Origin of the sequence: Desulforamulus putei DSM 12395, assembly GCF_900129195.1 — a bacterium.
GTDB classification, from domain to species: Bacteria; Bacillota; Desulfotomaculia; order Desulfotomaculales; family Desulfotomaculaceae; genus Desulfotomaculum; species Desulfotomaculum putei.
Genome location: NZ_FQUY01000005.1, coordinates 81,929 through 99,848, shown reverse-complemented (window position 1 = coordinate 99,848; position 17,920 = coordinate 81,929). Strand labels below are relative to the sequence as shown.

Genomic DNA, 17,920 nt, shown 5'->3' with positions numbered 1-17,920 from the left:
AGGTTGGAGAAACCTATGACGGATAAAAAACAAATCGGTGCGGTTCTGGTTGTGGGCGGCGGCATCTCCGGGATGCAGTCCGCCCTGGACCTGGCCGAATCCGGCTACCGAGTATATCTGGTGGAGAAGAAACCCGCCATCGGTGGGACCATGGCCAGGCTGGATAAGACCTTCCCCACCAACGACTGTGCCATGTGCACCATGTCACCCAAACTGGTTGACGTGGGACGTCACCTGAACATTGAAATTATCACCGGGGCTGAACTGGTTAGTTTGGAAGGGGAGCCGGGTAACTTTAAGGCCAAGGTGCTGCAACAGGCCCGCTGTGTCAGCCTGGAAAAATGTATCGGCTGCGGGGCCTGTGCCGAGGCATGCCCGGTGAAGGTGGATGATGACTTTGACGGCGGTTTAGGCAAGCGCAAGGCCATTTATAAGCTGTATGCCCAGGCTACTCCCAACGCCTACGCCGTGGATAAAAGCAAATGCTTGAAGATTAAAAACCCCAAAGCCTGCGGCAAGTGTCTCAAGGCCTGCCCTGCGGGGGCCATTGACCACAGCATGCCTGACACTATGCTGGAGCTGGAAGTGGGCGCGGTGGTCTTAAGTCCCGGCTTTGAGCCCATGGACGGCGACCTCAGGGAAGAATTTGGCTGGGGACGTTATCCCAACGTGCTCACCAGCCTGCAGTTTGAGCGGCTGCTTTCTGCCAGCGGCCCCACCATGGGTCACCTGGTACGTCCTTCGGATCATGTGGAGCCCAAGAAAATAGCCTTTATTCAATGCGTCGGTTCCCGTGACAGCGCCAAGGGCAACCACTATTGTTCCGCTGTTTGCTGCATGTATGCCACCAAGCATGCCATCATTGCCCAGGAGCACGAACCGGGTCTGCAAACTAAAATTTTCTATATGGATGTCCGGGCTTACGGTAAAGACTTTGAGAAATATTACGACCGGGCCCGCATCCAGCACGGCGTGCAATATGAAAAAGCCATGATTTCTTCGGTGAAAGAAGACCCCACCACCAACAATCTGATTATCAAGTACCGAAATGCTGATGGTTCCTTTACCGAAGAAGAGTTCGATATGGTCATTTTGTCGGTAGGTTTGAAACCCTCCTCAGGCAATGCCGACCTGGCCAAGGCCTGCGGCATAGAACTGGATGAATACGGCTTCTGCAAGACTTCCGAATTTATACCGGGTCAGACCACCCGGGCCGGGGTGTTTGCCGGCGGCGCCTTCTGTGCCCCCAAAGACATCCCGGAAACCGTGGTGGATGCCAGCGCCGCCGCAGCCAATGCCTCCCGCTTACTGAGCGCCGTCCGGGGGACCCTGAGCAAGGTGAAGGAATACCCGCCGGAAAGGGATATTACCCAGGAAGAACCCCGGGTGGGAGTGTTTGTCTGCAACTGCGGTATCAACATCGGCAGTGTGGTCAGGGTACCGGAAGTGGCCGAGTTTGCCAGGACCATTCCCGGTGTGGTGCACAGCGAAGAATTCCTCTTCAGCTGTTCCCAGGACAGCATTGAAAAAATCAAAGAACGGATCAACGAACATAAACTAAACCGGGTGGTGGTGGCCTCCTGCACGCCCAGAACCCACGCCCCCCTGTTTATGAGTAGCCTGAAAGAAGCCGGGCTTAATCCCTACCTGTTCGAGCAGGCCAACATCCGGGAACATTCATCCTGGGTGCATAGAGATCATCCCGATGCTGCCACTGAAAAAGCCAAAGATCTGGTGAAAATGGCGGTGGCTAAGGTAAAATTGCTGAAGCCTGTGCATACCTCTTTTATGGATATTAATCGCCGGGCTCTGGTAATTGGCGGCGGTATCGCCGGGATGACGGCTGCCCTCAACCTGGCTGGTCAGGGCTTTAAGGTCATCCTGGTGGAACAAACCGATAAACTGGGCGGCAATGCCCTGGAAGTAAAGTACACCATGAAGGGTAATGATCCCGCCCAGTTAGTAAACCAACTGATTCAAGAGGTACAAAACCATCCCAACATAGACCTGAACCTCAATTCTACCGTCAAAGAAGTGTCCGGGTACTTAGGAAATTATAAGACCACGCTGAACACGCCCAACGGCGACCAACCGGTGGAACACGGTGTAGTAGTTATTGCCACCGGCGCCGAGGCTGCCACCACCACCGAATACTTCTATGGACAGCACAAGGGTGTGCTAACCCAGCGAGAACTGGAGCACCGATTGGCGGGGCCCGGTATTGGTAACGCCAAAAACATCGTGATGATTCAGTGTGTGGGCTCCCGTAACAGTGAGCGGCCCTACTGCAGCCGTATTTGTTGTTACAGTGCTGTAAAAAATGCCCTCAAAATTAAAGAACAAAATCCCGAGGCCAATATATTTATCCTTTACCGGGATGTTCGTACCTACGGATTCTATGAAAAATATTACGCCGAGGCCAGAAAGAAAGGGGTCGTATTTGTACGCTACACCCTGGAGGAACAACCCAAGGTGGAGGCTAACGGGGAAAAATTAAAGGTAACCATAACCGATCATATTTTAAAGAAGGAACTTCAGTTGGATACCGACCTTTTGGTATTAAGCACCGGTATTATCCCGGCCAAAGGAACCGAAGCCCTGAGCCAGACTTTCAAAGTATCCCTGAACGCCGATGGCTATTTCCTGGAAGCGCACATGAAACTGCGTCCGGTGGATTTTGCTGCTGACGGTTTATACCTGTGCGGACTGGCCCACTCACCCAAACTCATTGAAGAATCCATTGCCCAGGCCAACGCCGCCGCCATCCGGGCGGTGACCCTGCTGTCCAAGGACAAACTGGAATCCCTCGGTCATGTGGCGATGGTCAATCCCAAGTGGTGCAAGGGGTGCGGCCTGTGCGTCGAGGCTTGTCCCTACGGGGCGAGGGTTCTCAATGAACTGACCCGAGTAGCGGAAGTACTGGATGTGCTTTGCCAGGGCTGCGGCGCCTGTGTGGCTACCTGTCCCAGCGGCGCCTGTCAGCAAAAGGGCTTCGAAAAAGGGCAAATCATCGCCATGTTGGATGCCAGTAACAGTTAGGCTTAAAGGAGGGTAATGAAATGAGTGTTCCTGAACAAAAAATTCAATCGGAGTTCGAACCCAAAATTATCGCCATACTCTGTAACTGGTGTTCCTACACCGGTGCGGATTTGGCCGGCACAGCCCGTATCCAGTATCCCCCCAATGTGCGGATTATCCGAGTTATGTGCAGCGGTTCGGTGGATCCGTTGTATATGATTAAACCCATCCTGGATGGTGCCGACGCCGTTTTGGTGGGTGGCTGACACGAAGGTGACTGCCACTATGGTAGTGGCAATTACAAGGCACGTCGTAAGGTGGCCATTGCTAGAAACGTGCTCCAACAGCTAGGTATCCCCGATGAGCGGTTATGGCTGCGGTTCATCAGTGCTTCCCAGGGTGCCTACTTTGGTGAAGTTATCACAGAAATGACCCAAAAACTGAAACAACTAGGACCTAACCCGCTGCGTAAGAACTGGGAAATCTAAGGTGGGAGGCGTTATAGCATGAAAACTTACACGTTAAAACCAAGCGGTGGTGACACCCTCGGTACCGTTCAGGAGTTTTTCAAGTCATTGATTACCTCCGGGAAGGTTAGTGCTGTTTTAGTCCCCCGTGAGGTTGCAGCTAAAACCAATGTTGTTCCTGCCCTGATCAAAAACCCGGAAATGTTCGGCGCTGCCAACCCCTTTGCTCCGGTCAGCGGCCTTAATACTGCCAGACTGGTGGCCAATCTTTCCCGCAACCTGCCGGAAAAGGTGGCTGTGGTGCTGCGTTCCTGTGAACTTCGTGCCTTATACGAGTTGGTTAAACTGCAGCAGGCCAAATTGGATAACCTGGTCATCATCGGCGTAGACTGTGCAGGCACCTTTGCCGCCAAGGACTACGCCGAGATGGTAAAGCAAAATAAAGTGGATGCCAGGAAATGGGTAAGCCAGGCCGCCGACGGCAAGAACCCCGCCGTAGTCGAGCTGCGCCGGGCCTGCACCGTATGTGCCTATCCCGAAGCCGGCAATGCGGACATTGTCCTGGGCTGGCTGGGTATGGGCGGCAACCTGCTAATAGCCGCCAAGGACAGTGTTGACCTGTCCGGTGTGGCCGGTCTGGAATCCGCCAATACGCCCGACACCCGGGTCAAGCTGCTGGAAAAACTGGCGGAAGAGAAGAAACAGGCTAAAGCCAAGGCTGTTTCAGAATTTAAGAGTGCCGTGTCTGATATGGAAAAACTGGCCGAAGTGCTGGCCACCTGCATCAAATGCCAAAACTGCCGACAGGCCTGTCCCATCTGCTTCTGCCGTGAATGCGTGTCCGCCGGTCCCATTTTCGACCATAACGGCGACAAATACATGGAATATGCCAGGAGAAAGGGCGCCATCGAACTGCCCACTGATACCGTTTTATTCCACCTGACCAGGTTGAACCATATGGGCCTCTCCTGTGTGGGTTGCGGCCAGTGCGAAAACGCCTGCCCCATGGATATTCCCGTGGGCCTGATGTTCCAAGCCCTGTCCCAAGCCAACCAGGATCGTTTTGAATACGAACCCGGCCGCTCCCTGGAAGAACCTATTCCCATCACCGTTTATAAAGAGCACGAACTGGAAGAACTCAATACCGGTAAACACTAAACCAGAGCGAGCCACCCTCCGGGGTGGCTCAATTCAAATCGAATTCAAGTCGGGGACGGTTCTTGACTTGAATTGGAGCTTTGTTTTTTTGAATAAATCCGGAAAAATTCAAACAGGGACAGCTTTTAAGTACTATGAAAAATGGGCAAAAGACATCTTCTTTACGCGATAAAACGCCAACGCTGTTGTGAACAGGATCTTTTTTAAAACATTTGAGCGACATTAACCAAATTGTGCTTTTATCAGTCGAGAAAATCCTTGACAGGAAACAAAATCATAAAATAGCATTTAATTACCAGCACTCATTAACCATGAGTGCTAACAATAAACCATATTAAAAAAGCTCCCACTGATTTTAAATGCACAGCATTTTTAATTGGTTGAAGGAGGCTTTTTTATTTATGGGCAAAGGTTTTCAAAGCAAGTTAACAAGCGGAAACAATACATACAGGGAACTCTTTAAAAGACATCCCCGCAACCCCATCCTCACTTCCAAAGACTGGCCTTACCCGGCCAATACCGTGTTTAACCCTGCGGCAACGGTTTATCAAAATAAGGTGCTATTGCTGGCCAGGGTGGAAGATAGGCGCGGTTTTTCTCACCTCACAAAAGCCATCAGCGAAGACGGCGTGAGCAACTGGCAGATTGACTCTTCCCCTACACTAATGCCTGAACCGGACCTTTTTCCCGAGGAAGAATGGGGGATTGAAGACCCCAGGATTACCTGGATGGAAGAACTGAACCAGTGGGCTGTGGCTTATACCGCTTATTCCCGGGGAGGACCCCTGGTGTCCCTGGCGTTGACCAAAGATTTTAAAACCTTTGAAAAGCTGGGGGCGGTTATGCCTCCGGAGGATAAAGACGCAGCGCTTTTCCCCCGCAAGTTTGACGGCAAATGGGTGATGATCCACCGGCCGATCCCCGCCAGTCACGCCCCCAGCGCCCATATCTGGATATCACGATCCGAGGACTTAAAATACTGGGGGGAACACCAGATTTTAATCAACGCCCGCCGGGGAGGCTGGTGGGATGCCAATAAGGTGGGCCTTTCCGCACAGCCGCTGGAGACGCCGGAAGGCTGGCTGATCCTTTATCACGGCGTCAGAAAAACCGCCGCCGGCGCCATTTACCGCCTGGGGCTAGCCCTGTTGGATTTAGAAAATCCTTTCCGGGTGTTAAGAAGAAGTGATGAATGGGTATTTGGACCTTCCGAGTATTACGAAAGGGAAGGGGACGTAGACGATGTGGTGTTTCCCTGCGGTTGGATACTGGACAACCGGACGGGGATGATCAAGATGTACTATGGCGGGGCGGACACCTGCATTGCCTTGGCCACCGCTTCCCTGAGCGATCTCCTGGAGTATATTAAAAGATGCCCGGAGACTAAAGAGGAGGAGTTTTAACAGCAAACAAATCACTGATAAAGCATTCTACCGGCGCAGAGATGTTTGTCATGAAGTGGATAACAGGGTTTAACCTTTGACAATTGGCTTTTATGCGGGTTTTCACGGCAAACAAAGTTAACGTTGTGAAGGGGGAATGCATATGAAAGCGTTATTCCTGGCAGGGGGCAGGGGGACAAGGCTCCGACCCCTGACCAACCAAATTCCCAAGCCCATGGTGCCTGTCATGGCAAGACCTCTGCTGGAAAGGACCCTGACCGAGTTAAAAGGATATGGCATTGAACAAATCGTTTTGAGCACTTGCTATCAACCACAGCAGATTGAGGAATATTTCGGCGACGGGGGCCGTTTGGGGCTTAAAATTGAGTATATTCGGGAGGATATTCCCCTGGGGACCGGTGGCGCCATTAAAAACACCGAAAAATTTTTCCACGGGCCCTTCATTGTGTTCAATTCCGATATTCTCTGTGATATCAATATTGAGGAGCTAATCAGATTTCATAGAAGCAAATCAGCCGTTGCCACTATCGCCGTAACACAGGTGGATAACCCTTCCATGTACGGAGTCATTGAGTTTGATCGGGACGACTATGTTGTTTCTTTTAAGGAAAAACCCCATCCCAGTGAGATTACATCGAATTATATCAATGCAGGTATCTATGTTTTTGAACCGGAGGTCCTGCGAGAAATCCCTTCCGGCAGGGCGGTTTCGGTGGAGCGGGAAGTCTACCCCTCACTGCTGCAAAAGGGTTATAAAATCGCTGTCTATAAGGGCGGTTCCTACTGGATGGATATCGGTACGCCGGCCAAGTATCTGCAGGCCCATAAGGACATTTTAAGCGGCAGGTGCAAAATTCCGGAAGCAGACTATACCAGCAACATAATTTTTACAGGAAAAAACTCTAAGATTCACCCCCATGCCCGGGTTATCGGACCGGTGTACATTGGAGAACATGCTGAAATCGGCGCCTTTGCCACCATCGGTCCTTACACGGTAATCGGGAACCATTGTGTGATTGGCAGGGGGAGCAAGGTTGCCGGCAGTATCGTTTGGGACAAAGTAACAGTGGACAGCGGCGCCAGGTTGATTGATACCATTGTGGCTGCCAACTGCCGGATTCACAGGAATATGGAGTTCCGTAAAACGGTTTATACCGAACAGGTAAGCCACCCGATGGCCATGTAACGGTTTAAGGAGTGTGACGGTATGGTTTCAAGGAACAGGATAGGGAAAGTGGCCTTTCTCAGCACCTATCCGCCCAGGGAGTGCGGGCTGGCCACCTTCACCCAGGATCTTGTGAGCGAACTTGACCGGGCAGGACTTCTCCACGGGCCGCAAGTTATAGCCGTTAGCGATGCCCGGTATGACTATGATGAGCCAGTCGTGATGGAGCTTCAGCAGCATGAGCGCAACAGCTACCGGGACATCGCACGGGAGATCAACCGTTCAGGGCTGGAACTCCTGGTTATCCAGCATGAGTACGGTATCTTTGGCGGAGAATGCGGAGAGTACCTGCTGGATCTCATTGACGCACTGCAGGTGCCGCTGATCACCACGGTACATACCGTACTGCCGAACCCCATGCCGAAACAACGGGAGATTCTTAAAACCCTAGGCGCCAGGAGTCAGAAGGTTGTAACCATGGCCAGGAATACGGTGGACTTGTTAAAGACGGTCTATGAAATACAGCCCGACAAAATTGAGGTAATCCATCACGGAGTACCCTTCAGGGTAATGGAGTCCAGAGAAAAACTGAAAGAAAAGTACGGCATGCAGGGCAGGCAGGTGATCAGTACCTTCGGACTGATCAGCCCGGGAAAGGGCCTGGAATACGGTATAGAAGCCCTGGCCAGGGTGGCCCGGGAGCACAAGGATGTCCTTTACCTGATTCTTGGGCAGACACACCCCTGTGTAAAAAGGGAATACGGGGAGGCCTACCGGGAAAAACTGCTGGACCTGGTGGAACGCCTCGGCGTCAGAGATCATGTTCAGTTTGTGAATAAGTACCTGACAAAGGAGGAAATCATTCATTATCTCCAGTTGTCCGACATCTACATGACCCCTTACCTGGGCAAAGACCAGGCGGTCAGCGGCACCCTAGCCTATGCGGTGGGGTACGGCAGGGTGATTATAGCCACTCCTTACAGTTATGCCCGGGAAATGCTGGCCGACGGCAGGGGGCTGCTGGCAGAGTTTGAGGATGCCGATTCCCTGGCCAAATGCATCAAGTTTGTATTGGAGAACCCGGATAAAAAGAAAGAAATGGAGCAGAAAACCTTAAGTATCGGTAAGACCATGATGTGGGGGAATATCGCCAACCAGTATACAAGACTGTTTCTTAACATACTGGAAAAGAGCCGGAAAGCCGGGGTTGCGGTGTAATGTGCCAGCCCTTGAGAGACTCTCATATCTTCCGGCTTACCGATGACACAGGGATGTTCCAGCATGCCAAATACGGTGTTCCCGACCCCACTAGGGGCTACACCACCGACGACAACGCTAGGGCCTTGATTATGGCGGTGATGTTGTATGAAAGGTTTGGCCAGGAAAAATACCTGGCTCTGGTGTACCGATACCTGTCCTTTGTACTGAATGCCCAAAACAGGGAGGGGCGGTTTAAAAATTTCATGGGCTATAACCGGGACTTTATGGAAGAGTCAGGTTCCGAAGATTGTTTTGGCAGGTGCCTGTGGGCCCTGGGGTATACTTTGGCCAGCGCCAAAACCCCCCGTAATGTCAAGGACACCTGCAGGTACCTGCTGCAGAAAGCCCTTCCTCATGTTGCAAGCCTCCGCTGGCCCCGGGCCAAAGCCTATTCCCTCATTGGGCTCACCTGTTTGGATATGCAAGAAACAGAGGAACATGTGCGGAATTTGGCTGCATCCCTGGCAAAACAGTATGAAGAGCACCGAGATGACAACTGGAACTGGTTTGAGGACAGGTTGACATACAGCAATGCGGTACTCCCGTGGTCCCTGCTGGCAGCATATAGGGTTTCGGGAGAACAAAGACTGCTGGACATCGCCAGGGAAAGCCTGGCCTTTCTGGAAAGGATCACTTTTGGCGAAGGGTATTTTAAACCGGTGGGTTGCCACGGCTGGTTCTTAAAAGGCCAGCCAAGAGCGGAGTATGACGAGCAGCCCTTGGAGGCCTGTGAAATGCTGCTGGCCTATTTGGAGGCCTACCGCATTACCAGCCACAAGCGGTATTTAGATAGGGCCCGCAAGTGTTTGGCATGGTACCATGGCTACAATTCAAAGGGCCTGTGCCTGATCGATCCGGAAACCGGCGGCTGTTACGACGGCATTACGGAAAAGGGCCTCAATCTGAATCAGGGAGCGGAAAGCATCATTTCATATTTTATTGCTTGCTTGGCTCTGGATGTATATCAATAATCCGGACAAGGGGGAATGAAGCGGAATGGCTGTCAACGAGCGCATTTTTCGGCAATACGACATCCGGGGAATTTTTGGCGAAGATTTAACCGTACAAGACGCGGCATTGATCGGTCGGGCCTTCGGTACCTTTCTCAGACAAAAGGGTGAATCCAGCGCCATTGTGGGCCGGGACAACAGAGAATCTTCTCCGGTTCTCCACGAACATCTGGTGAAGGGGTTGCTGGAGACCGGCGTCAATGTTATAGACATTGGTGTGGTCATATCTCCCATCTTTTACTATGCTACCCACCTGTACGGAATCAATGCCGGCATCATGATCACCGCCAGTCACAACCCTGCAAAGTATAACGGGTTTAAAGTCCAGTATGGAGGCAGAACGCTCTACGGGGAGGAACTGCAGCAATTAAAAACAATGGCCGAACGGGGAGATTTTGAGAAGGGTAGCGGCCGGTTGACCTGCCGGTGGCCGGTTGAAGACTACATCAACATGATGAAAGAGAAAATTGTCCTGGGAGGCAGAAAGATAAAGGTGGTGGTGGACTGCGGCAACGGCACCGCCGGCCTTTTTGCCCCCACAGTAATCCGGGCGCTGGGATGCGATGTGATCCCGTTGTACTGCGAATCGGACCCGGCATTTCCCAACCATTTCCCTGACCCGGTGAAGCCGGAAAATCTGAGGGACTTGATTGCGGCAGTCAAAGAAAACAAGGCCGACCTGGGTATTGGTTTCGACGGAGACGGCGACCGACTGGGCGTGGTGGACGAGCAGGGCAACATCCTGTGGGGGGATATGCTGATGATCCTTTTCTGGAGGGAAATTCTGCCCCAATACCCCGGGGCCGATGCCATTGTGGAGGTTAAATGTTCCGACCTGCTTGTCAATGAAATCCGGCGGCTGGGGGGGAAGCCTTTCTTTTACAAGACAGGCCATTCATTGATTAAAGCCAAGATGAAGGAGTTAAATGCGGTCTTTACGGGTGAAATGTCCGGGCATATGTTTTTTGCAGATGAATATTACGGCTATGACGATGCCCTCTACGCCGCCGCAAGACTGCTGAGAATCCTTTCTAACAGCGATAAACCTTTGAGTGAACTGCTGTCGGATGTGCCAAAAACCTACTGTACGCCCGAGATCCGGGTTCCCTGCGAGGAAGACAAGAAATTTCAGTATGTCAGCCATGCCAAAAACTATTTTAAAGACAAGGGCTATCCCTTTATTGACGTGGACGGCGTCAGGGTGCAATTTGCCAACGGGTGGGGGCTTGTCCGGGCCTCCAACACAGGCCCGGAACTCATCATCCGGTGTGAAGCATGCAGCCAGGACCAGTTGGAAACCATCAAGCAGGAAATCGCCCGATCCATATTCCCGTTAAAAGTTGCCTGATACCTTTGCACGGTTCTGTTCCAACAATTGTAAACCGGTCATCATTTACTCTTGTTGTTTAGCACCCGCACAAAAAAGAAACAAAGGAGTAGATGGTATGAGTGAATCCCTTCTGAGAGCCATGGAAAGAACGGAAAAAGCCAATAAGGCCCGGAGAAAAGGTTTTACGCCGGGAGTCATTTATGGAGAAGGAATGGCAGAGGAACTTTGTGTCAAGTTTGAAATGAAGAAATTACTGCGATTGTTGAGAAACCACCGGGAAGGCGCCAAAGTGCAGGTGAAAATTGGAGAGCACATTAAGCAGTGTATCGTCAAGGAGGTCCAGCGGGATCCTATCACCGGTGAGGTTCTGCATATCGATTTGCAGACAGTGACAGACAACGATACTGTCAGGGTGAAAATACCGGTTTTGTTTAAAGGCAAGAACCGGTTGGAAGAAAAGAAATTGCTGCTGCAGGTGTTCTTGCCGGATGTGGAGGTGGCCGGCAAGGTCAATTTGCTGCCCGAGTTTATTACTGTGGATGTGGAAAGCAAAGAACTCGGGGATAAAATTACAGTGAAAGATCTCAAGGTTAATGATGAAATAAAGATTCTCAATGAAGAAGATGAAATCCTGGCTGTAGTCAGCATCGGAAAAGAACTGGATATTGCGAGCTAATGATTTAGTCAATTGGCTTGTGATATTTAGGAAATAAAAAATTTAAGAAACTAAATCATTGGCAAAGAAACATGCCTTTGATTTAGTTTCTTTTTTGCCTTAAACAGGGACTTTTAAGGAGGCGTTTCTATGTTGTATCCTTTGAAGTTTGAACCTGTTTATAAAAATTATATCTGGGGAGGCAGAAATTTAGAACTTTTGGGGAGAAAATTACCCGATGGCAAAATTGCCGAAAGCTGGGAGGTTTCCTGCCACCCCTGCGGACTCAGCACCATTGCCAACGGCGATTATAAAGGAATTTCATTGCTTCATTTTCTTAAGAAGTTCAAGAGACGGGCGCTAGGAATAGCACTGGAAGAAAAGTATGCCATTAAATTTCCCCTGCTGGTTAAACTCATTGATGCCAATGACCGGCTTTCGGTGCAGGTGCATCCGGACGATGACTATGCCAGGTCCCGTGAAGGGGAAGCATACGGCAAGAATGAAATGTGGTATGTCTTGAGGGCAAAACCGGGCGCCGGTATCATTTATGGTCTGGCTCCGGGGGTAACACGAGATACCTTTGAAAAAGCCATTACTGACGGAGATTTAGAGAAATGTCTTCGTTCTGTTCAGATGTCTGCCGGGGATGTTGTCTACATCCCTGCGGGTACCGTGCATGCGCTGGGGGAAGGCCTCCTGGTGCTGGAGATTCAGCAAAACTCAAATATCACGTACCGTGTTTATGATTATGACCGTGTATGTGAAGACGGTACCAAAAGACCCCTGCAGATTGAGAGAGCCCTGGAAGTCATGCATTTTGCAGAAGAGGCAAGCCCAACCGGTAAAATTAAAGGACTCCACATTGCACAGGGAGACAAGTGTACCGTCCGATATTTGGCAGCCTGTTCGAGCTTTGCTGTAGAACTGTATGATGTCCGGGTCAGTATGCAGGAAAATACAGAGGGTGAAAGGTTTTTTGTTTATACTGTTATTGAAGGGGAAGGAGAAATAGTTTTTAACGGCAAGCAGAGGATGGCCTTTCGGGCGGTAGAATCTTTCCTGGTCCCGGCCTTCCTGGGGGCATACACACTGTACGGGGATTTTAAGGCAGTTAAATCTTATCTGCCCGATCTGGAAAGAAATGTCATCCTGCCTTTAAGGAAGGCTGGGTATTCCGATTATGACATCTGTCACCACATCGGAGGTTTAGCCGCCTGCCAAAAAACGTTCCGAAAAAATTACAGCGCCTGAGTGACAGGCGCATTTTTTATGGGAGTGTAATCTGTAAAACCCTGAAAAAACACTGTTTTCACATGTCCTTGCGAATCTTAAGGCATAAAACAGACATAATAAACGAAGAAAGAAAAAAGGAGGATTTTACAGTGCAGAAGGAGAAGGATATTTTCGTGGTGGGCCTGATGGTGGATGAACGTGGAACCAAAGCGCCGGATGTGCAGCAAGTCATTACCCGTTATGGAAGTCATATATTATGTCGAAACGGTATTCCCAGCCCAAGCAGGGATAGAGGCATTATCACCCTGACAATGGAAGCCACAGAGGAAGAATACCGTAAAATGGAGCAAGAACTGAAGGAACTTCACGGTGTTACCGTGGACAGCATTCATTTCCGTCAACCAGAATCCTTCCAGGTCTGCCAAAACAACCAGGCATAACAATTCAAGTGGGGGAAATTCAAGTTGGGGACGGTTCTTGACTTGAATTCGTGTATTACGAATTCAAGTCAAGAACCGTCCCCAACTTGAATTTTAAAAAGGCACTCGGAGCGGGGAGGTTAATAGTTGTCAATGGCTTCTTCCAAAATGTCCCGGTTATCCAGCAATCGCATAATTTTTTGACCGTCTTGTTCTATCCGGAGTAAGTCATTAATTGTTTTTAACAGTTCCTCCATCTCATCTTTCGTCATGAGCGGCAGGAATTCTTTTAGTTCAGATGGGGCGGCGAAAGGGGAGATCATTTAATTCACTTCCTTTACCCGTTCTCGTGTTAAAATATGCAAGAGAAGCGGGGAAGGTTACAAAGCAAGACTATTTTGGATTGCAGAAAACTGTACTAATAGGAGATATGGCAACATGATTACGGCACAACACTATTTTGGTTTTCTTATGACCCTGGCTGTAACTGCCGTGGTGGGCATATATTCCTTCCGGCTGATAAAAACAGCGTCGGATTTTAACGTCGGGGGAAGAAAGTTAACCACCTGGTTGGTTACAGGCTCCTTAATTGGCGCCTTTGTGGGAGGTACCTCCACTGTGGGAACGGCGCAGGTGGCTTACCAATTTGGTCTCAGCGGCATATGGTTTACCCTGGGGGCGGGGATCGGCTGCCTGTTTATGGGATTCTTTTTGGTGAAACCTATGCGTCAGGCGGAAGTGGAAACCATTCCGCAGTATTTAGGTAAATATTACGGCCCCAAGGCGGTTACCTGGTCCAGCATCTACACCACCATGGGCATGTTTATTCAAATTATTGCGCAGGTTTTGGCTGCCATTCCCCTGTTAATGGTGATGCTGCCCGTGACCTCGCTGGAAGCAGCCCTGCTGGCCACTGCCTTCATGGTTCTTTACATTTTCTTTGGCGGATTCTGGGGCACCAGTTTGGTAGGTCTGTTTAAGACAGTTTTAATTTATGCTTCCTTGGGCGTGGCCGGAGTCTTCAGCCTCAAGTTAGCCGGCGGTTTTACCGGGCTGCAGGAAAACCTTCCTGTTTTTCCGTATTTCAGTCCTTTCCCAGGGGGCATGAGCAAGGAACTGGCGTCGGTGTTTTCTGTGGTAGTAGGTTTTATTTCAACCCAGACTTACATGCAGGCGGTTTTTGCGGGTAAGGATGTGCGGTCCTCCAGAAACGGGGTATACCTGGCCGGGTTGTTAATTCCCTTCATTGGGGCTGCCAGTGTGGTCATCGGTATGTTTATGCGTGTTCACTATCCCGAGATTAACGGGGCAATGGCCCTGCCAATGTTTATTATCAATCACCTGCCCCCCTTGTTTGGCGGCGTAGTACTGGCCGGGTTGCTGATTTCGCTTATCATGACCGGAGCTTCCTTAACCCTGGGGGTTTGTACTACGTTATGTCAAGATATTTACAAAAAACTGTTGCGGCGGGAGGCCTGTGACAACGAATTGTTGCGGATCTCAAGAGTGCTGGTCTTACTGGTGGCGGGCGGCGTTTTACTGGTGGTCTTGAGCAATTTTAACTCCCTGATCCTGCAATGGGCCTTTTTATCCATGGCCCTGCGGGGTGTAACCGTATTTTTTCCTTTATTGGCTGCTGTTTTCTACCCGGGCAAGATCCCACCAAGGGCAGCCCTGGCGGCCATTGCCCTGTCGCCACCGGCGGCCATCATCTGGCCCTTCTGGAAGCCGGTTCACGTGGAACCGTTGTATTTGGGCATGGGGATTAGTTTATTAAGTCTTTTCATTGGCGGGATGACCATATATAGCAACCCCACAAAGAACATGAAAATAATTGAAAGAGACGGTCTCGGTAAATAGACCGCCTCTTTCAATTATACCCTTTTGGCTGTTCTCCTGGCCTTAAGAATGTATTCGTTACCGTCATGGCTGCCAACGGGCTGGAAATCAAAGTGATTTTTTGCCAGCAAATCTGATATTTCATCAGAATGACGGGCATTCACAGACTCCATAATAATGGTCAGTTCATCTGCAAAGCCCACCTGGTTCATGGCATGCTCCACTTGTTTTAAGGCATCTTGACCATCCACCCGGTCAAGACGGATACTGATATTTGGCACAAATTACACCTCCTATAGTTTTCAACGTTAATGTATCCTTTATAGGAAGTGAATATACGGCAGGCTGGCAATGGTAAGGCTGCCAGCAATTGTGGGTTTATTTCTGTGGGCAAGCTGTGTTAGTGTATAAACCGACCCGCCGCCCGAAAAATTTTACTTGTTAACAGGTGAAACTCCGGACAACGTAAGCTTTGTGTAAAAGAAGCTTCAGGAAAGGAGTGAATCCAGAATGAAAAAGTCGATCATGTTGTTGATGCAATATATAGGAACAAAAGGCTTTATAAAAAAAGCCATGGCATCAACGCTGGCGTTTTCTATACTGACAATGTCCTTTTTCCCTTTTTACCAGCCAACGCAAGCTGACAATAAAACCATACAAATGGCTGAGGAACAAAAAGGCTCTAAAAAAATAGCGGGAGTTCAAGAGGCAACAACTTCTTTTAAAGATTTGTCATGGAAGCACAGGCCTGAAAGAAAATCCCGGGTCTCCAGGGGAAACTTAAATCGTGATGAAGTAATCCTGCTGGCTATGGTCATTGAGGGCGAAGCAGCTGATGAACCTTACAATGGAAAAGTGGCGGTGGGAGCTGTCATTCTAAACCGTATGGAAAGCGATAAATTTCCAAATACCTTGTCTGGAGTTGTATATCAGGACCGGGCCTTTGAGTCGGTTATGAACGGCCAGTTTAAACGACCTTTAACAACCGAATCCATTAAAGCGGCCCAGGCTGCCCTGCAGGGATGGGATCCCACCAACGGGGCCCTGTATTTCTAGAATCCGGCAATGGCCCAAAGTAATTGGGTTTGGTCGAGACCGGTAACCGGTCAAATCGGTCGACATGTATTTGCCAAATAAAATACAAAAGGGATGTTTCCGGGTTACAACCAGGAAATGTCCCTCTTTGTTTTAGAAAGCAGCTTCCAAATGGCCGATTTCGTCTCCACGATGGTTTTTTAGTTTGGGCCGCCACAAATGACGCAGGGCCTCAAACTCGGCATCGGTAATATAATTTAATTGTTTGAGCGCCTGAATCACCACCGGGTCAATGGCCCTGTAATTCCCATCCTCAATTTTCAGGGCCAGACCGATACCCCGGTTCACAATACCGATGCAGTAAACGCCTTCGGAACCCAGCTTGGCCACAACTTTGCCTTTGGTAACTTCCATGAGAACGGTATCCAGGCGGTCTGTGCCGGCCACAAAATAAGGATGAGAGGTCATGGCGTCACGTATGGTATGGAGGGCCTTAATCCTGGCCGGGTTAAAATACCCCTCGGGTAAGGATAAACGTGCATAGGCCATGGCCATATTGCGGACGGGCAGACCAAAGACCGGCACCCCGCAGCCGTCTATGCCCAGATATACCTGATCAGGAGAGAGGGCAGCGCATTGGCAGACGGTGTGCAGCATTTCCTGTTGCACCGGATGCTCCCTGTGGATGTATCCGGTCAGAGGAGCATCCAGAAGCAGAGACAGGGCCAGCATCCCGCTGTGCTTTCCTGAACAGGCATTATTTAAAGCTTCAAATTCTTTGCCGGAAGCCACAAGCTTTTTGGCGCTGGGGATGTGCATGGGAGCGGCGGAGCCGCAGTCCAAGTTGGATTCCGCAAGACCAAGCTTGTGCAAGAGGTTCCGGACTGCCTCAACATGCCGTTCTTCCCCGCCGTGGGATGAAGTGAAGAGGGCAATCTCCGGCCCGGTTAAGCCGAATCTTTCCACCGCGTTCCGTTCAATTAAAGGAATCGCCTGAAATGGTTTGGCAGCGGACCGCCAGTAAGTGACGTGGTCGGGGTTGCCAAGACTGAAGAGGATCTTGCCGTCCCTGTCGGTAACCACCAAGTGGCCCCGGTGCTGGGATTCAACAAGGTCTCCCCGGATAACTTTTACCAGTATTTCTGCCAATTTTTTCCTCCCGGTATTAACATGCATTTAAATCATGATTTCTATCAAAACACCAGAGTTCTTTCTAAAACCCAGTTATATCATAACTCGACGTAATGATTTCAACCCTTGACGCCGGGGGATAAAAAAATAAACATACAACATGGAAAAGACAATTTAAATTACCAAAAAAGCAAAAACCCACTACTTTGGGCAGTGTGGTGAAGGATAAGCCGTTTTGGTTAAAGCACCCAGATAAAAAATACCAGCTGGACAATTCCCAGGGCGGGTACGCCAAAGGTAAACAATGCTTTTCTGGTTTTGTGACGGGCGTATTTCATACCCAGGTATCCGCCCAACGCGCCACCGGCTAAACAGGCAATGAAGAGATTTCTTTCGGATATACGCCACCCTCCGGTGGAGGCATACCACTTATCCAGATTGAACATGATGAAAGTCAAAATATTGATGCCGATCAGATATATTAGTAATACTTCCATCCGTATCCCTCCTCATCGACCAATCACTAGTTATTGAATTATTAAAATAATTATTAAATATAGTATAAAGTAATATGATTTATTTTGTCTAATAATTTTTTAACGAGTCATTTTTTGTTATAAAAAAAGGTGAATTGGGCCCCGTCCAGGTTTTTATAACCTCGACGGGTTTTATTTTTATATTGCAGAACTTTGGGTATTGTGCGGCAAAAAAACCCGCATTCATGTCCGGGTATTTTATAGGCAGGGGTATTAATTTGTCAAAGAATGATTTGGGCAATTATCAATGAAGAATTG

Annotated in this window: 16 protein-coding genes and 1 pseudogene; 13 read left to right on the top strand and 4 right to left on the bottom strand. The window is 49.7% G+C overall.

Annotation, left to right across the window (positions count from 1 at the left end; all coding sequences use genetic code 11):
- Positions 1–15 precede the first annotated feature (15 nt).
- From BUB67_RS05220 to BUB67_RS05170, 11 genes are all read left to right on the top strand, one after another.
- Entirely contained in the window at positions 16–3,039 is a 3,024-nt protein-coding gene (locus BUB67_RS05220) for a CoB--CoM heterodisulfide reductase iron-sulfur subunit A family protein (RefSeq protein ID WP_073236828.1), read from the top strand.
- Between the two features lie 20 nt (positions 3,040–3,059).
- Positions 3,060–3,506, top strand: coding sequence for a hydrogenase iron-sulfur subunit (locus tag BUB67_RS05215; RefSeq protein ID WP_159431810.1), 447 nt, complete (start codon positions 3,060–3,062; stop codon positions 3,504–3,506).
- Between the two features lie 18 nt (positions 3,507–3,524).
- Positions 3,525–4,643, top strand: a complete 1,119-nt coding sequence (locus tag BUB67_RS05210; protein ID WP_073236825.1) for a 4Fe-4S dicluster domain-containing protein — start codon at positions 3,525–3,527, stop codon at positions 4,641–4,643.
- Positions 4,644–5,044: 401 nt separating this feature from the next.
- On the top strand, positions 5,045–6,046 hold the full coding sequence (locus BUB67_RS05205) for a glycoside hydrolase family 130 protein (RefSeq protein ID WP_073236822.1): 1,002 nt from the start codon (positions 5,045–5,047) through the stop codon (positions 6,044–6,046).
- Between the two features lie 142 nt (positions 6,047–6,188).
- A complete protein-coding gene (locus BUB67_RS05200) occupies positions 6,189–7,232 on the top strand; it encodes a nucleotidyltransferase family protein (protein WP_073236819.1) in 1,044 nt (347 codons plus the stop codon).
- 21 nt (positions 7,233–7,253) lie between these two features.
- Positions 7,254–8,429: a glycosyltransferase family 4 protein gene (locus BUB67_RS05195; RefSeq protein WP_073236815.1), complete on the top strand. Its 1,176-nt coding sequence runs from the start codon at positions 7,254–7,256 to the stop codon at positions 8,427–8,429.
- On the top strand, positions 8,429–9,442 hold the full coding sequence (locus tag BUB67_RS05190) for a glycosyltransferase (protein WP_073236812.1): 1,014 nt from the start codon (positions 8,429–8,431) through the stop codon (positions 9,440–9,442). The genes BUB67_RS05195 and BUB67_RS05190 overlap by 1 nt, the downstream gene beginning before the upstream one ends.
- A 25-nt stretch (positions 9,443–9,467) precedes the next feature.
- On the top strand, positions 9,468–10,829 hold the full coding sequence (locus BUB67_RS05185; protein WP_073236809.1) for a phosphomannomutase/phosphoglucomutase: 1,362 nt from the start codon (positions 9,468–9,470) through the stop codon (positions 10,827–10,829).
- A gap of 97 nt (positions 10,830–10,926) precedes the next feature.
- Positions 10,927–11,487: a 50S ribosomal protein L25 gene (locus BUB67_RS05180; RefSeq protein WP_073236806.1), complete on the top strand. Its 561-nt coding sequence runs from the start codon at positions 10,927–10,929 to the stop codon at positions 11,485–11,487.
- A gap of 129 nt (positions 11,488–11,616) precedes the next feature.
- Positions 11,617–12,720 (top strand): type I phosphomannose isomerase catalytic subunit, encoded by a 1,104-nt coding sequence (locus BUB67_RS05175; RefSeq protein WP_073236803.1) that lies wholly within the window; start codon positions 11,617–11,619, stop codon positions 12,718–12,720.
- A 131-nt stretch (positions 12,721–12,851) separates the two neighbouring features.
- Positions 12,852–13,142 (top strand): TM1266 family iron-only hydrogenase system putative regulator, encoded by a 291-nt coding sequence (locus tag BUB67_RS05170; protein WP_274377222.1) that lies wholly within the window; start codon positions 12,852–12,854, stop codon positions 13,140–13,142.
- Between the two features lie 119 nt (positions 13,143–13,261).
- On the opposite strand, the gene BUB67_RS05165 is transcribed toward BUB67_RS05170, so the two are convergent.
- Positions 13,262–13,444, bottom strand: coding sequence for a hypothetical protein (locus tag BUB67_RS05165; RefSeq protein ID WP_073236801.1), 183 nt, complete (start codon positions 13,442–13,444; stop codon positions 13,262–13,264).
- A gap of 115 nt (positions 13,445–13,559) precedes the next feature.
- Between BUB67_RS05165 and BUB67_RS05160 the strand changes: the two genes are divergently transcribed.
- On the top strand, positions 13,560–14,981 hold the full coding sequence (locus BUB67_RS05160) for a sodium:solute symporter family protein (protein ID WP_084127649.1): 1,422 nt from the start codon (positions 13,560–13,562) through the stop codon (positions 14,979–14,981).
- A gap of 14 nt (positions 14,982–14,995) precedes the next feature.
- Here the strand turns inward: BUB67_RS05160 and BUB67_RS05155 are convergent, their stop codons facing one another.
- Positions 14,996–15,241: a hypothetical protein gene (locus tag BUB67_RS05155; protein ID WP_073236798.1), complete on the bottom strand. Its 246-nt coding sequence runs from the start codon at positions 15,239–15,241 to the stop codon at positions 14,996–14,998.
- 229 nt (positions 15,242–15,470) lie between these two features.
- Between BUB67_RS05155 and BUB67_RS05150 the strand changes: the two are divergent.
- Positions 15,471–16,097 (top strand): annotated as a pseudogene (locus BUB67_RS05150) (cell wall hydrolase).
- Between the two features lie 51 nt (positions 16,098–16,148).
- On the opposite strand, the gene BUB67_RS05145 reads toward BUB67_RS05150, so the two are convergent.
- The gene (locus BUB67_RS05145) at positions 16,149–17,144 is read right to left on the bottom strand and encodes an asparaginase (RefSeq protein WP_084127648.1); all 996 of its coding nucleotides are present in this window, start codon (positions 17,142–17,144) and stop codon (positions 16,149–16,151) included.
- 221 nt (positions 17,145–17,365) lie between these two features.
- The gene (locus tag BUB67_RS05140; protein ID WP_073236793.1) at positions 17,366–17,623 is read right to left on the bottom strand and encodes a DUF1294 domain-containing protein; all 258 of its coding nucleotides are present in this window, start codon (positions 17,621–17,623) and stop codon (positions 17,366–17,368) included.
- Positions 17,624–17,920 lie beyond the last annotated feature (297 nt).